The organism is Amycolatopsis sp. CA-161197, assembly GCF_050942255.1.
In the GTDB taxonomy this organism is placed as follows: Bacteria; Actinomycetota; Actinomycetes; order Mycobacteriales; family Pseudonocardiaceae; genus Amycolatopsis.
In genome coordinates this window covers 4,381,205-4,394,293 of record NZ_CP192059.1, presented here as the reverse complement: position 1 = coordinate 4,394,293, position 13,089 = coordinate 4,381,205, and the positions used below count along the sequence as shown (strand labels likewise).

Sequence of the window (13,089 nt, the reverse complement as noted above, 5' to 3'; positions counted from 1 at the left end):
TCATTGCTGCCGCTCGACCTCACCACACGGAGTTCGTAAAAACGCACGGTCTTCCTCATCATCGCGACGCCAGACCCTCCCACGCTGCCGATAGTGAACGGGGCAGGCTACCAGCGCACCTCCACTACCGAGGGTCACCCGCCAGTGCGGCCTGCCCCGACACCCAGTGCTATCGAGACGGCATGGCGGACGTGAAACCCCGCCGACACTGAACCTAGACATGATCAACATCTTCCCACGATTCGAACATACGATCGATTCATGACAAGACCATAGCGGCCAGGACTGACAAGAACCGCCTCCCGCGGACGACTTCAACCCAACGGCGGCGCGAACCCCTGCCGGGCGCGTTCGCCTCAAACATCGGCTTGTCCCAGCAAGCGCGGCAGCCGCACCGTTTATCCGGTTGCGTTAGCAAAAGCGCGGGTCCGACGCGGCCTGGTCATGCGCACGACCAGGCCGGCGCGCCAGGCCTCACCCCGTCGCGGCTTCCGACTCCCAGGCTGGGGCCGACAGGCAGCACGCGTCGCACAGTTTGAGCACTCCGCCGTGAGTGATCGGTTACTGTGACAGACGGAGTTGCCATCGGATGGGCGGTTCCGACGTGTGTCAAACGAGGGGTGCATCATGGCGCAAGAGGCGCCTGCGCCAGGCAGCTGGCTGGCAGGGCTGGACTTCAATATCACCGACGTTTTCGGCGCAGGGGCCGCCGCAGGGTCCGCGATGGGCGGTGCAGCAGGCGCCAGCGGGGCCGGCACGTTGAGTGGGCAAGGGTTCACGCTCAACCACGACGAAGCGATGACCATGCTGAACACGGCGCGTGAGATTCGGGACGACCTGTGGAACCTGATTCCCAAGGCTGAGCGCCTCACCTCGCTGAAGCCCCCAGCCGACGAGCCTGCCAGCAAGGGCTACAACGCGCTCCTCGCCAGCAACGCGGGAAAGCCTGGAGCGTTCGACTACGGGCTGGGGCACATCAAGCTCGAACACCAGTATGTCGTCGAGTTGATCGGCCGGCTTGAAGTGCCTTGCACCTGACGCGCTCGAGCGATCAGAGCGCCACTGGTGACGTTAAGACGGCCGCAGGTAACGGAGGAGTTCTGGGATGACGGCGCGATCAGCTCTTGCGATCTTCGGCGTCGCGCTGGCAGCTGGGCTCACCGCCTGCAGCTCCGGAAACTCCCCATCCGCACCGAGCTCGTCAGCGAGTGCCCCGTCGAGCACTTCGCAGGCGTTGCCACATAGCGGCGCGCCCAAGGTGCCGAACCCAGTCGCGTCGTCGGTCCTCGACAACCAGCCGTGCCAGAGTGGCCTGACCGCGGCACAGCTGACCGACCTTCTGGGTGAGGCCCCGCAGGGCTCACCCGACACGACCGCCGGACTTGGGCCGAGTTGCAACTGGACCAACAGCGAAAAGGGCTCGCACGTCGACGTGGCGTACGACTCTGAATCACACGAGGGCTTGAGTGGCTGGTACGAAAACACGAAGCCGAAGGCTGTGGTGTGGCGCGAACTACCTACTATTCAGGAGTTCCCCGCGGTCGCGCACGTCACCTCAGCCGGTGACCCCAGCACTTTCTGCCAGATCAGTATCGGCATCAACGATGAGACGACCGTCGACGTGTCGGTCGGTCTCGGCCCTGCGAAAAAGGGCACCGATCCGTGTCAGGCGGCCACGATCGCGGCAGGCATGGTCGTCACGAACCTGAAGCAGAAGGCCGGCTCGTAATGGGCTTCTTCGATTGGGTCGGCGACACCGCCCAGGCGGTCGGGCACGGCCTGGAGGATGCAGCCGACTGGACGGGTGACCGGTTCAGCGACGTTGGCAACTGGTTCGGCGACCTGTACCACGGGAGCCTCGGCGATCAGACCGTGCCAGCGTCGGACCTGGTCCAGAAGGTCATGGCCAGCAAAGGTGCGCCTGACTGGCACAACGGCAGTTCTGATGCAGCTGACCTCGCCTCGGAGCACGGCCAGATCAGTGGACGCGTGCAGCAGCTGAGTTCCAATCTGGAGTCGGTGTGGACCGGCGGCGGAGCGGATGCGGCGCAGGCTCGGATCAGACCGCTCGCGGACGTATCTCAATCGGCGTCGGAGACGTTCACGTCCAATTCGCAGAACGTCAGCGACCTGGCGCACGGGTTCGACGAGATGAAGCAGTCGCTGCAGCCGATGCCGCCGACTCCGCCGCACAAGAACTTTTTCGACGAGGCGGCCTGGTGGCAGACCGACACCGAGAAACAGATCCAGGACTACAACAACGTCGGGCAGCAGAACCTCCAGAAGTACCAGGGGTATGCGACGCATGCGCAGGCCAGCGGTCAGGGGCTGAAGATCGATTACGGCCAGCTTGCCGCGTTCGACGGCGGCAAGGTCACGATCGGCTCGGGCCAGTCTGCCACCAGCAAGCAGGCCGATGTTGGCGGCCGCAGCAGGACTGGCAGTGGGCCGGGCAACGGCGGGTCGTCGCCGACATTCACACCGGGACCAGGTTCGACGGTCCCGGTAACCAACGGGCCTGGCGCGACCACGCCCGTTGGTTTCCAGCCCGGCAGCGGGCCGGGTGACGGGACGACGACCTCGGGGTGGACTCCGCCGTCCACGAATCCGACCGGCCCGAGCTGGAGTCCGTCGTCGTTGCCGCCTGGTGGCGGCAGCAGCGGCGGCAACTCGTGGTCACCGGGTGGCGTCAGTGGGTTCGGCCCGACCAGCGGGTTTGGTGGTGGCGGTTTCGGTGGTGAATCGGGCGGCGTGAGCGGTGGTGGCCGCGCGGGCGGCTCTGCCGGCCGGCTGGGCGCCGGTCCGGGAGCCGGTGCAGGTGCTGAGGAATCGGTGGGGCGTGGAGGAGCCGGTGCAGGCGCGCGCGGTGTCGCCGGCGCTCGGGGTTCGTCCGGGATGGGCGGCATAGGTGGTGCCGGTAAGGGCGGCAAAGGCGACGAGGACAAGGAGCACCAGCGCAAATACGTGCTGGAGGACGACTCCGCATTCGACATCGTCGACGACGAGGACGGCCGGCTGCGTGACCCGTGGTCCGGGCTCCCGCCGACTCCGCCGACAATCGGCGGTTGAGACACGACGATGACGATCATCGACAAGCCGGTCCGGATGCCGCGATCGGCGTTCTTTGTCGCGTGGAAGCTGGCCGAGCTGGGCGATCTCCCAGCTGTGGTCGACCCGGACGACAGTTACTCGACAGCTGAGTTCGCCAAGGAACTCACCAGGCGCTCGTTGTCCCGGTTCACCGCACTGCGCCTGGCCACAGATGACGGTCGGCTCACCCCGGAGTTCCGCGCAACGCTCAGACTATTGGCCGTGCCGAAGCGGGAGTTCTACTCGTGGACCGCGTTCGGAACCCACCCGGATGACAATGGCGCCGTCTTCGTGGCCACGGCCGGCCCGGACGCGGTGCGGCTGATCACCGACAACCGGTCGATCCAGCTCGACCCGATCCGGCCGCGTGGCATGGCGGCCAGCCTGGTGGACACCTTGCCGGGGTGCGCGCCCGCCCGCATCGAGCAGCTGAGGGTGCCGACCGCCTACCTCGAAGGCACGGACGCTGATCCGATGTCGGAACTGTCCGGAGTGGCCGACGAGATGCGGTACCTGATGCGCGCCGAGCGCGTAGCGGTGCACAAGCTCTACGCGGCGATCCGCGACGGGGACGGCGACCGAGCCCGCAGCACCCCGTTGACCGTGTACGACCTGGCCCACAAGGGCCGAGTCCTGGCTTTCACCAGCGACACGAACGACGGTGAGTTGGAGGCCAACATGTGCGCGGGCAGCCGTACCAACCTGATCGACGCGCTCAACCTCACCTACGACGGCCTCGCCGTAGCCCGGTAAAGCCGGTATCCGGCCGGCGCAGTCAACCTGCGCCGGCCGGACCGGCTCGGCCGTCCCGCTCGGATGGTCGCGAGGGGAGCGACGCCGGAACAGCCAAGACTTAACGCCCGTCACCGGGCCGTAGTGGTGGTCGTCCCTCCCTGGCCATCCGGTCCGCGTCAGGCGTCACGGCCGTCACACGGCCTGTGACAGCAACGAATGCCAGTTGACCTGCGAGAACGCCTGCGTGACGGCTGTGACAGCTCGGTTGGGGTCCCGTCACAACCGTCACCAGCAGCCGTCTTCGGACGATTCAGCGCATCGGGCCACACCCGTCACAGCACACCGAATCGGCGGAGCGCGCCGGGCAGAAACGAGTTCGGCGGCTGCGTTCGCGACTGACCGGAGTGCCGTCACGTGCTCGGTCAGCCGATCGAGTCCGAGCGGCGTCAAACGGAGCACCAGGCTAGCTCTCTCGAACCGGGTCTCCACGTATCCGGCGGCGCGCAGGGTCACCACGTGTGGCGCGAGGCTCCGGCCGCCCACGCCCAGAGCCGTCCCGATCACGCCAGCCCTGCGCCAGCGCATATCGACCAGCTGGCACAGTACGAACAGACGGACCGGCAGGAGCAGCAGCGGGTCCAGCTCGCGCTGAAACGCCTGCGCGATCGGCGGGCTCCACGTCATCGCTCGATCGCCTGCCGGTCGGCGTCGCCCGGGGTGGGTGCGAGGCGGAGGCAGGTCACGCACGGCATCCCGACCGGACGTTCCAACAACTCAAGCTCGCTCCGGCCGAACATCGCGCCGCAATACGCGGTCAGCCGTTCAGGCGCCAGGCCCTTTGCCGGGAGCGGGAAGACGTGCACGACGCGGCGGGATTCGCCGACCGTGCCGGGCATCGGGCGCGCTATGAAGACCGTCATCGGGTCGACCGCCGGTAATGGTGGTCGGCGGGAACGGGCGCGCTCGGGGTACTGCCCGTTCCCGCCGACGTGGTGTTCCGGCTGTCCTGCTCGGGAATGAGCCGCACGCGTTGAGGCGGGCGCGGCGGCAGGACGGCCGGAGTCTGGAGAAGACCGAAGACGCGACGCCAGCACGACGGCTTGCGATGGGACGCGGGTTCGGGCGACGGCGTGACCGTGCGGAGCCAGACCAGCGACTTGCAGGTAGCGCACGGCCGGCCAGGAGGCGTCAGGCAGGAGTGAAAGAGCACATTGCGGCCGCAGAGCGTGTGGTAGCGGCCTTCCTGACGCGCGATGCCATCGGCCAGAGCGTCGTCGGTGACGGCGTGGTCCAGGTTGTCGGCCACGCAGCGGTGCCAGGTCACGTACAAGCGCGAGCTGTGTTCGTCGCTGGTCACATCCGCCCCCTGGTCTTTGGATCTGTTGAAATCATCCAATCCTGCGAGGCGGGCATGGCCCAGAGCGGAAACGTTGATGTTTCGCAGCGGGGATGTGGCACTCGAAGTCATTACCTGCGATAACGCCTGCTAGTCTGTGATCGGCGTCAACCGGGGTGAGGTAGTCGAATGGTCAGTGTTCGTCGGCGCAAGGAGCTTGTTTCAGCGCGCAAAGCGGCCGGGCTGACTCAGGAGAACCTTGCCGAGGTGATGTGCGTCGACCGCTCAACGGTCATCCGGTGGGAAGCCGGCGATTACGCGCCCCTGCCGTACCAGTGGCCGAAGCTGGCCAAGGTTCTCGGCCGAAGCGCGGACGAGCTGCGTGAGCTGATCGGCCCGTGTCCGCTGAATGGGACGGCGGAGCTTGGCTCGGCGCTTGAGCCTGCGTTCGGCTGGCTGGACCGGCACGCCGGCTGGTCTCCCGGCACTGCACGCGGACGCGTGGCAACCGCCGCGTCGGTGAAGCCGCATTTCGACGCGCCGGCTGGTCGGACTCGTGTTGCTGCCGCCTTGGCGAACTACTACAGCGACTCCGTTCCCGGGCATGTGCTGTATGCCGCGCGCTGCGGACAGGTTGAGGTCGCGACCAGTGTCCTGACCCGGCCGGACTGGCTGGATCTTGCTTGCCCGTTGACGGCCGAGAACGACCGGATTGTGCTGTCTGTCAACGAGAATGCCGCGCGTGAGCTGGTCGACGAAAACGTTGCGGTTCAGCGGCTGGCCGAAGCTGCGGCTGACGACGTGCGCATCGCGGACGTGCCGCTGTATCGGCTCACGGACGTGCAAATCCGACCGGGAATGGTCGGCGGCGACGTCCAGGTGGCGCCGTTCGTCGAGTACGCCCTGAGCGTGGATCTTCTCGAACGGGAGCTATACGACCGCCGGGCGGTGCAGCGGCGTCGGATGCCGCTCCGGGATCGGTACTTGCCGGATCTTCCGGCGGTGCTCGACCTTCCGGGACGGCTTTGCGCTGGTGGCGTGCTCGCGTTGACGGCGATCGCACGGCCCGCCGATCCGTTCCGCGGTGAAGCGGACTACCTCCTGTTGGTGCAGGAGCGCTCGCGGCACGTGGTGAACGCGGCTCGCAGGCTGGCCGTCATCCCGAAGAGCTTTCACGGGCCGCTCGCCGATCAACGCGCTGACGCGCGGATCGGCGCGACGCTGCGCCGCGAGCTGGAAGAAGAGCTGTTCGGCAGGGGCGACGTCGACCGGACAACCGGCGTCCAGCGGGCCGCCGATCCCATGCACCCGGCCCGGCTCTCGGCGCCGATGCGGTGGTTGACCGACCAGCCCGGCCGGTTGCGGATGGAGTGCACCGGGTTCGGGTTCAACCTGGTCAGCGGGAACTACGAGTTCGCCGGCCTGGTCGTGATCGAAGATGAGGAGTTCTGGCCGCGGTTCGGCGGTGACGTCGAAGCGAACTGGGAGGCCGCCGGGCTGCGGCAGTACTCGACGCTCGACGGAGACCTGATCACCGAACTGATCGGTGACGAAACCTGGAGTAATGAGGGATTGTTCGCATTTCTCCAGGGCCTGCGTCGACTCTCCGAGATCGGCGGTGAGCGGGTGAGGATTCCCGCAGTCGAATTAGGTCGCTGACGGCCAGCGGACCGTCAAGACAACGGAATCTGCCAACGCTTCCCAGGAATGGTCGATTCCCGGGCCCCACATGAGGTAATCGCCCGGCCGGTTCATAACTTTGCTACCGCCGGTGACTTCCACTCGAAACTCGCCTGAGACAAGCATCACCAGCGTGGTTCGCTGGTCGTCGGACGTCCACTCGGGACGCTTGTCGCCCGCAGGATGGTTGGCCCACTTGACTTCCACGTCCTCGGACGCTCGGACGCCCTGCGACGGATCGATGAAGTGGCCGACCAGCCAGCCGCGTGTGTCCGCCGCGTCTTCGTTGGCGTTGCCGGCGGTCCAACCGTCAGTCACTGGCTGATCTCCCATTCGATCGCGGGTAGTTTCACGCGCTCTCCGCCGATTTCCGCAAGGCGCCTGAGCCCTTGCGACATGGCGAACAATCCTTCGTTGCTCCACGCTACATCACCCAGCAACTCGGTGACGAGCTCGTCGTCGGTAGTCGAATACTGACGAAGAGTCGCGGATTCCCAGTTTGCTTCGACCACTCCCCCGTACCGTGCCCAAAACTCTTCGTCGTCGATGACGATCAGGCTGGCGAACTCGTAGTTTCCGCTGACGAGGTTCAGGCCGAACCCTGTGCACTCCATCCGCAGCCGGCCGGGCTGCGCCATGAGCCAGCTCATCGGCTCGGTGAGCTTGGTTGGGTGCAGTGGGTCGGCCGCCAGCATGTCGCCCAGGGTGTTGTCGATGTCGGGCCGGCCGAACAGCTCTTCCTCCATCTCACGGCGGAGTGTCATGCCCACCTGCGCGTCGCGGCGGACGTCGGTCAGCGGCTGGTGGAAGCCCTTCGGTATCACTGCGAGCCGGCGCGCCGCGTTCAGCACGTTGCCGGACCGCTCTTGGACCAGCAGCAAGTAGTCCGATTCTCCGCGGTACGGGTCGGCGGGCCGGGCGATCGCCGTCAGCGCGAGGACGCCGCCCGCGCAAAGCCGTTCGCCGACGTCGAGCACCGAGCGGAGGTCCGGCAGGTAACGGTCCCTGAGTGGCATGGCTGTCGAGCCCGCGGCCACCGCGTCGACCAGTTCACCTTCGAGAAGGTCGGCCGTCAGCGCGTAGTGCACGAACTGGGAAACGCCGAACGTGCCGCGAAGCTGGTGTTCACGGATGTCCGTGCTCGTGAGCCGGTAGATCGGGCTGTCCGTGAGCCGGGTGTTCATGGACAGCGTCTCGGCGAGTCTCTGAACAGCGCGGTCGGCGGCGCGGTCGTCCAGGCCGAGGTCGGCTTCCGGCTGTGCGCTCGGCACCCGGAGCCGGTCATACGGCGGACGAAGCTCGCAATCCAGGTCAAGCCAGCCTGCGCAGGTCAGAACGCTGGTGTTCATGGCGAGATCACCACATTGCGCCGTGTACAGGCCGTGGTCGTCGAGCCGGCTGCCGTAGTAAGTGGTCAGCGCGGCGGCGACGTCACGTTGGCTGACCCAACCACGCCGAGTCCCGCGGTCTTGAAGCTCTTGGACGGCGATGCGGGCGAGGCGATCGGCGACGGCGCGACGCGCCGTGCCCGGCGTCCAGTGCGCGTGACGGTCGAGCCACTCCAGTGCGGCGCCGATGTGAGGGTCGGCGTCCAGGCGTTCATCAGCCTCGCTCGACGCGGCCGGCGAGGCGCTGGCCGCTGCGTCGCCGGTCAGCTCGCCGAACCGGTCGCGCTCGGCGTCCGACGCCTGCGCCAACGCCGTGTCCAAGACCTGTTGCATGTCGGACTGCGGTCGAAGATCCGGTTTCTTGTGCCACGATCCGACCGTGCGCGCGCTGATTCCCAGGCGTTCGGCGAAGCGCTCTTGACTCAGCCGTAATGCCGCCTGCAATGCCGTCGCCGTCCGTCCCGTCCATCCCCCGGCCGGATTCATTGCGCTCCCGAATGTCGGTGATCTGCGGTGGTTGTGCGGTGATGCTGCGGTGCTTGTGCATGGGTTGCGAGGCCGTTCCAGCCTTGAATTGAAGGCATGGAAAAGACCTCGCTAACGCTTCGGCCGGATGTGCTCGACCACGGTCGCCAGGCTTGTTTGAACGTCTTCGAGCCGGTCTGTGATCTCGGCCAGCCGCTGTTCAAGCGCGTCCAATCGGGACGCGAGCTCGTTGCCGTCGTCGGCCGGCTCGTCCGGGTGCGGCGGCGTGCGGTTCTGCAGCACGGCCAGCAGATGCCGCGGATGCCAGCCCAACGTCGTCGACAGCGCTTCGAGCGTCCGGGCGCTGCGGCGCCGCTCGACAACGTGGTGCTGAAGCTCGCGCACCGTCGCTTGCGACACGTGCGACCGCTCGGCCAGCTCGCGTTGCCGCCAGCCCAGTTCCCGCACGCGCATGTCGATCGCCTTCGCGACCGCCGCCCAGTCCTCCGTCACGTATTCCTCCGCGCTCCGCCTCAGCGCCGAGATTAGCGGCTTTTCAACAGTTCATTAGCGCCGCGGGTGCGTGTTGCCGCGGCGCGCGGACAAACACGTCCGCATGACAGCTGAAATAAACAACATAGTATTGAAATCAACGGAATGGTTCTCTCATGAACACCAAAACGACCTTTCACACCATTCCCGAGTCCGCGTGGATTCTCGGCGTCTCCCGCAACACGGTCAGTCGGGCGATCCGGACCGGCGCCCTACGCGCCACCCGATGCCGGACCGGCCTGCGCGTCTCCTCCGCCGAGCTGGCCAGGGCGCTTCAGGACGGAGGTGCGGCATGGACGACCTGCAGCTGATCGGCATCGCGTGGCGGCTGGATCGCTTGCGATGGGTGCCCACCGATGTCCTGACCAACATCGTGACCAGCGATGGAGCCTGCATGACCCCGGCGGCGGGCGGGCCGCCGGACGCTCGTGACGATCGGGAGTTCGCCAAGCGCTTGTGCGGTGGCTGCCCGGTCCAGGACGAGTGTCTTGAACTGGAGCTCCGGACGGCCGGCGCCGAGACGGTCGGCGTCTGGGGCGCGATGACCGACGATGACCGGCGCGCGCTGCACCCGCACTGGCTGCGGCGCGGCGAGCGGATCGATCGGGGTGCGCGATGAACGGACTGACCGTGACACCCACGCAGATCCTCGCCGGAGTCGGCGTGCTGCTCGTGCTGTTCTGGGTCTGGCGGGCCGGCGCCCGCCGGGCGAAGGCTGCCACTGAAGCCGCTCGGAGCGGGGCGCGGCTCGTGTCGCTGGTCGGGCGGGTGCTGTTCAACGGCGGCTTGATCGTCGCCGTCCAGTGGGTGGTGATCGCGCACCCGGGTAGCCGGTGGCTGCTGGTCGCCGTGCTCGGCCTGCCGGCACTGTTTGCGTCGTACGCGCTGACTCGCGCCATGACCGTGACCACCGTCGACACGCGGAAGCGGAGTGGTCGGCGATGAACCGTGCTCAACGGCTCGCGCAGGACGCGGCCGAAGCCGCAGAGGTGCGCGCCTACCAGACCGATCCGGACGTCGTTGCGCTGCGGATCGAGCGGGTCCGGCGGCAGGTCGACTGGATGTGCTGGACCGGGATCGTGCTCGGACTGGCGTTCACGATGACCAACGTCCAGGGCTTCGCGTCTGCCGGAACACGGCCGGGCACGCTGCCGTGGCTGGCGGCGTGGGTACTGGACCCGACCGTCTCACTGGTCCTGCTCGCGATCCTGCGCGCGGAGCAAGTGACCGCGCGATACCAGGTCCGGACGGGTCCGTGGGTGCGGCGGGCGAAGTGGTTCACGCTCGCCGCCACGTATGTCATGAACACCTGGACATCGTTCGCGGCCGGGGAGCCCGCGTCGATCGTCCTGCACTCGGTGCCGCCGCTGGTCGTGTTCGTCGCGGTCGAAGCGATCACCGATCTGCGGGACAAGCTCACGGACGCCGTGCTCGTGGCTGCTGAACGGCGTCCTGTTCACGAGGAACCCGTGAACGCTGGTAGGCGCGTCCTGTTCGGCGACTACCTCGCGATCGCTCGGGAGAGCTGGACTCCGGACGTCGAGATCACGCCGGCGTGGGTGCGGCGGGCGACCGGCTGTTCGCGCGGGCTATCGCCGCGGCTGGCGCGGGCGCTGCGCACGGAGGTGGCCCATGGCTGACTCATTGCCGGTCAAAGCCGATCCCGTGCTCGACGGCGAGCTGGTCGACGACACGTTGCCGCAGCCACGTCGGCGTGAGCGACGTCGGAACCGACTCGTGCTGTGGTGGTCGCACTCGCCACGGGTGCCGTTGTGGCTCAAGAACAAGCCGCAGGCGGTCCAGGCGTTCAAGGATGCGGTGGTGTGACTGGTGCTGTCGCCGTTGCGGTTCCTCGGTGCGGTTGTGCGCGGCGTCGTCGTCGGTGCGCGGTGGTGGCGCAGGTGGGTAACCGTGCGGGATTACCGGACGGCCGCCGAGGAGTCGGAGAAGCTGGCGGACAAGTTCATCGAAATCCGGGCGCTGACGTTGTTCCGGTGGAAGGTTAGCGGCGCCATCACGGTCGTTGTCGCCATTGCGGTGGCCGTCGTCGATCTGGTGTATGGGGACGATCCACTGTGGATCGCCGGGGCGGCAGCGTCGGTAGCGCTCGCGGTTCTCGGACGCAGGAAGGACGGCAGTCCCGGGCGTAAGCCGGCGCTCGCCGGGCCACGGACGCTCACGTGGACGATGGACCCACAGGTCCTGGTGGACGCGTTCCGGGACGCGAAGCTGATCGGCAAGGACGAGATGTTGCGGCTCGTCGAGCGCGCGACGCGCGTCGGTGACGGCTGGGCAGTCACCGTCGACCTTCCTGCCACGCGCAAGGCGGCCGACGTAGTGAAGAACCGGGACGCACTCGCGTCGGCGCTCGCGGTCGATGAAGTCCAGCTGATCGTCGAGCGGGTGCGCGGCAACGGCGGGCACGCCGGTCGCGTGGCGATGTGGGTGGCTGATGAAGACCCGTACGCATCACCGCCGTTGCGGACGCCGCTGCTCGGCGTGACGCAGTGGGACGCATGGCGGCCGATTCCATTCGGACGAGATGCGCGGGATCGGCGGATCGACCTTCCGCTGGTGTGGACGTCACTGCTCGTCGGCGCGATTCCGCGGCAGGGCAAGACGTTTTCCGCCCGGCTCGCCGCGGCCGGGCTCATTCTGGACGCGTGGGTCCGGCTGTACGTGGCGGACTTCAAAGCCGGGAAGGACTGGGACGCGGCCGGTTTGGTAGCTCACCGGTTCATGTCGGGCGACGAACCCGAACACGTGCTGGCCTTGGTGGATTGGCTGATCGAACTGATCGGCGAGGTTCAGACGCGGTTCCGGCGGATGCGCGACCTGGACGACCTCACGTGTCCGGAGTCGAAGGTCACGCCGGAGATGTCCCGGGACAAGGCGTTGGACATGCCGATCACGGCGATCTTCATCGATGAGGTTCAGGTTCCCTTGGAGGACCGCACACCCGTTGACGTGCAAGGAAAGAAGCTTCCCGTGGGTGAGTACGTCGGCGAGCTGCTGACATGGCTGGCGAAGAAGGGACCGGCCGCGGGGATCGTGCTCGTCCTCGCGACGCAGCGGCCGGACTCGAAGACGATCCCGTCCGGGCTGCGCGCGGTGCTCGGCTCCCGGTTCGCCTTGCGGGTGATGGACTGGCGCGACTCGAACATCGTGCTCGGCGAACAGATGAACACGCGAGGGTTCGACTCCTCGCGTCTGCTGCCCTCGCACAAGGGCGTCGGCATCCTGCGGCCGGACGGCGACACCGCGGCCGGCGCCGACGTGCTGGCCATGACGGTCCGGACCTACTACATGCCGAACGAGGACTGGCGGACCATCTGCGAGCAAGGCCGTGCGCTGCGCGAAGCGGCCGGGACCCTGACCGGACACGCAGCAGGGCAGGACACCATGCCAGTGCTCGACCACGCCGCGGCAGTGAAGGCAATCAGTGCAGGTCAGCCCGTTGACGCGGTTGAGCTGCCCTCGCTGCTCTCGTCGATCGTCGACTACCTGGGCGACGATCTCAGCGAGGACGGCCGGGACTTCGTACCGACGGCCGAACTGCTCGACGCGCTGGAGATGGACCGGCGGACGTTCGCCCAGGAGATGACTGACCTGGGATGCCGGCCGACCCGGGACCGGGTGATTGGCGACGACGGCGAGGTTAGGCAGGTGCGCGGATACCTGACGGCTGAAATCAGGAGTGCCATCAGCCGCGCGGCCACTGGCGACGAGCCGGACGTGGAGGAAGATCAGCCATGAGTGCCGATCACTCCGAGGACCGACCGATCCGAGTTATCCTACCTGCGGGATTGCCAAGCCTAACGCCTGCTGTCGCGCGCGGCTTGC

17 protein-coding genes are annotated in these 13,089 nt (G+C 67.2%); 11 read left to right on the top strand and 6 right to left on the bottom strand.

All coding sequences use genetic code 11. From position 1 onward, the window contains the following. Nucleotides 1–627 precede the first annotated feature (627 nt). From ACQPXB_RS21040 to ACQPXB_RS21025, 4 genes are all read left to right on the top strand, one after another. The gene (locus ACQPXB_RS21040) at nucleotides 628–1,038 is read left to right on the top strand and encodes a hypothetical protein (RefSeq protein ID WP_432854834.1); all 411 of its coding nucleotides are present in this window, start codon (nucleotides 628–630) and stop codon (nucleotides 1,036–1,038) included. 67 nt (nucleotides 1,039–1,105) lie between these two features. Beyond that, nucleotides 1,106–1,729, top strand: coding sequence for a DUF3558 domain-containing protein (locus ACQPXB_RS21035; RefSeq protein WP_432854831.1), 624 nt, complete (start codon nucleotides 1,106–1,108; stop codon nucleotides 1,727–1,729). Beyond that, entirely contained in the window at nucleotides 1,729–3,069 is a 1,341-nt protein-coding gene (locus ACQPXB_RS21030; RefSeq protein WP_432854828.1) for a hypothetical protein, read from the top strand. Before ACQPXB_RS21035 ends, ACQPXB_RS21030 begins: the two co-directional genes overlap by 1 nt. Before the next feature lie 9 nt (nucleotides 3,070–3,078). Then, a complete protein-coding gene (locus ACQPXB_RS21025) occupies nucleotides 3,079–3,843 on the top strand; it encodes an ESX secretion-associated protein EspG (protein ID WP_432854825.1) in 765 nt (254 codons plus the stop codon). 267 nt (nucleotides 3,844–4,110) lie between these two features. Here ACQPXB_RS21025 and ACQPXB_RS21020 read toward each other — a convergent pair whose 3' ends face one another. From ACQPXB_RS21020 to ACQPXB_RS21010, 3 genes are read right to left on the bottom strand one after another with little or no spacing between them, the layout of a single operon-like run. Next, nucleotides 4,111–4,509, bottom strand: coding sequence for a MarR family transcriptional regulator (locus ACQPXB_RS21020; RefSeq protein ID WP_432854822.1), 399 nt, complete (start codon nucleotides 4,507–4,509; stop codon nucleotides 4,111–4,113). Further along, entirely contained in the window at nucleotides 4,506–4,721 is a 216-nt protein-coding gene (locus tag ACQPXB_RS21015) for a hypothetical protein (RefSeq protein ID WP_432854819.1), read from the bottom strand. The genes ACQPXB_RS21020 and ACQPXB_RS21015 overlap by 4 nt, the downstream gene beginning before the upstream one ends. Before the next feature lie 20 nt (nucleotides 4,722–4,741). Continuing rightward, nucleotides 4,742–5,182, bottom strand: a complete 441-nt coding sequence (locus ACQPXB_RS21010; RefSeq protein ID WP_432854816.1) for a hypothetical protein — start codon at nucleotides 5,180–5,182, stop codon at nucleotides 4,742–4,744. A 168-nt stretch (nucleotides 5,183–5,350) separates the two neighbouring features. Between ACQPXB_RS21010 and ACQPXB_RS21005 the strand changes: the two genes are divergently transcribed. Continuing rightward, nucleotides 5,351–6,820: a helix-turn-helix transcriptional regulator gene (locus ACQPXB_RS21005; RefSeq protein ID WP_432854813.1), complete on the top strand. Its 1,470-nt coding sequence runs from the start codon at nucleotides 5,351–5,353 to the stop codon at nucleotides 6,818–6,820. On the opposite strand, the gene ACQPXB_RS21000 is transcribed toward ACQPXB_RS21005, so the two are convergent. From ACQPXB_RS21000 to ACQPXB_RS20990, 3 genes are all read right to left on the bottom strand, one after another. Then, nucleotides 6,809–7,159, bottom strand: coding sequence for a cupin domain-containing protein (locus ACQPXB_RS21000; RefSeq protein WP_432854810.1), 351 nt, complete (start codon nucleotides 7,157–7,159; stop codon nucleotides 6,809–6,811). The two genes, ACQPXB_RS21005 and ACQPXB_RS21000, sit on opposite strands and share 12 nt — an antisense overlap. Continuing rightward, nucleotides 7,156–8,715: a transcriptional regulator gene (locus ACQPXB_RS20995; RefSeq protein WP_432854807.1), complete on the bottom strand. Its 1,560-nt coding sequence runs from the start codon at nucleotides 8,713–8,715 to the stop codon at nucleotides 7,156–7,158. The genes ACQPXB_RS21000 and ACQPXB_RS20995 overlap by 4 nt, the downstream gene beginning before the upstream one ends. 111 nt (nucleotides 8,716–8,826) lie before the next feature. Continuing rightward, nucleotides 8,827–9,207 (bottom strand): helix-turn-helix domain-containing protein, encoded by a 381-nt coding sequence (locus tag ACQPXB_RS20990; protein ID WP_184778382.1) that lies wholly within the window; start codon nucleotides 9,205–9,207, stop codon nucleotides 8,827–8,829. A gap of 155 nt (nucleotides 9,208–9,362) precedes the next feature. On the opposite strand from ACQPXB_RS20990, the gene ACQPXB_RS20985 reads away from it, so the two are divergent. The 6 genes from ACQPXB_RS20985 to ACQPXB_RS20960 are packed head-to-tail and all read left to right on the top strand — an operon-like array spanning nucleotide 9,363 to nucleotide 13,002. Further along, the gene (locus tag ACQPXB_RS20985) at nucleotides 9,363–9,557 is read left to right on the top strand and encodes a helix-turn-helix domain-containing protein (protein WP_432854804.1); all 195 of its coding nucleotides are present in this window, start codon (nucleotides 9,363–9,365) and stop codon (nucleotides 9,555–9,557) included. Next, nucleotides 9,539–9,865 (top strand): WhiB family transcriptional regulator, encoded by a 327-nt coding sequence (locus ACQPXB_RS20980; RefSeq protein WP_395887853.1) that lies wholly within the window; start codon nucleotides 9,539–9,541, stop codon nucleotides 9,863–9,865. Before ACQPXB_RS20985 ends, ACQPXB_RS20980 begins: the two co-directional genes overlap by 19 nt. Continuing rightward, complete coding sequence (locus ACQPXB_RS20975; RefSeq protein WP_395887854.1) at nucleotides 9,862–10,191, top strand: hypothetical protein; 330 nt, start codon at nucleotides 9,862–9,864, stop codon at nucleotides 10,189–10,191. The genes ACQPXB_RS20980 and ACQPXB_RS20975 overlap by 4 nt, the downstream gene beginning before the upstream one ends. Next, on the top strand, nucleotides 10,188–10,886 hold the full coding sequence (locus tag ACQPXB_RS20970) for a hypothetical protein (RefSeq protein ID WP_432854799.1): 699 nt from the start codon (nucleotides 10,188–10,190) through the stop codon (nucleotides 10,884–10,886). Before ACQPXB_RS20975 ends, ACQPXB_RS20970 begins: the two co-directional genes overlap by 4 nt. Next, nucleotides 10,879–11,073, top strand: a complete 195-nt coding sequence (locus tag ACQPXB_RS20965; RefSeq protein WP_432854796.1) for a hypothetical protein — start codon at nucleotides 10,879–10,881, stop codon at nucleotides 11,071–11,073. The genes ACQPXB_RS20970 and ACQPXB_RS20965 overlap by 8 nt, the downstream gene beginning before the upstream one ends. 3 nt (nucleotides 11,074–11,076) lie before the next feature. Further along, nucleotides 11,077–13,002, top strand: coding sequence for a cell division protein FtsK (locus tag ACQPXB_RS20960; RefSeq protein WP_432854793.1), 1,926 nt, complete (start codon nucleotides 11,077–11,079; stop codon nucleotides 13,000–13,002). Nucleotides 13,003–13,089: the final 87 nt, after the last annotated feature.

What these genes read in the sequence shown, in the direction of transcription:
- ACQPXB_RS21035 (WP_432854831.1), top strand. Translation starts at nt 1,106, where the DNA reads ATGACGGCGCGATCAGCTCTTGCGATCTTCGGCGTCGCGCTGGCAGCT.
- ACQPXB_RS20985 (WP_432854804.1), top strand. Translation starts at nt 9,363, where the DNA reads ATGAACACCAAAACGACCTTTCACACCATTCCCGAGTCCGCGTGGATT.
- ACQPXB_RS21015 (WP_432854819.1), bottom strand. Translation starts at nt 4,721, where the DNA reads ATGCCCGGCACGGTCGGCGAATCCCGCCGCGTCGTGCACGTCTTCCCG.
- ACQPXB_RS21005 (WP_432854813.1), top strand. Translation starts at nt 5,351, where the DNA reads ATGGTCAGTGTTCGTCGGCGCAAGGAGCTTGTTTCAGCGCGCAAAGCG.
- ACQPXB_RS20975 (WP_395887854.1), top strand. Translation starts at nt 9,862, where the DNA reads ATGAACGGACTGACCGTGACACCCACGCAGATCCTCGCCGGAGTCGGC.
- ACQPXB_RS21025 (WP_432854825.1), top strand. Translation starts at nt 3,079, where the DNA reads ATGACGATCATCGACAAGCCGGTCCGGATGCCGCGATCGGCGTTCTTT.
- ACQPXB_RS20980 (WP_395887853.1), top strand. Translation starts at nt 9,539, where the DNA reads ATGGACGACCTGCAGCTGATCGGCATCGCGTGGCGGCTGGATCGCTTG.
- ACQPXB_RS21030 (WP_432854828.1), top strand. Translation starts at nt 1,729, where the DNA reads ATGGGCTTCTTCGATTGGGTCGGCGACACCGCCCAGGCGGTCGGGCAC.
- ACQPXB_RS21040 (WP_432854834.1), top strand. Translation starts at nt 628, where the DNA reads ATGGCGCAAGAGGCGCCTGCGCCAGGCAGCTGGCTGGCAGGGCTGGAC.
- ACQPXB_RS20970 (WP_432854799.1), top strand. Translation starts at nt 10,188, where the DNA reads ATGAACCGTGCTCAACGGCTCGCGCAGGACGCGGCCGAAGCCGCAGAG.
- ACQPXB_RS20965 (WP_432854796.1), top strand. Translation starts at nt 10,879, where the DNA reads ATGGCTGACTCATTGCCGGTCAAAGCCGATCCCGTGCTCGACGGCGAG.
- ACQPXB_RS21020 (WP_432854822.1), bottom strand. Translation starts at nt 4,509, where the DNA reads ATGACGTGGAGCCCGCCGATCGCGCAGGCGTTTCAGCGCGAGCTGGAC.
- ACQPXB_RS20995 (WP_432854807.1), bottom strand. Translation starts at nt 8,715, where the DNA reads ATGAATCCGGCCGGGGGATGGACGGGACGGACGGCGACGGCATTGCAG.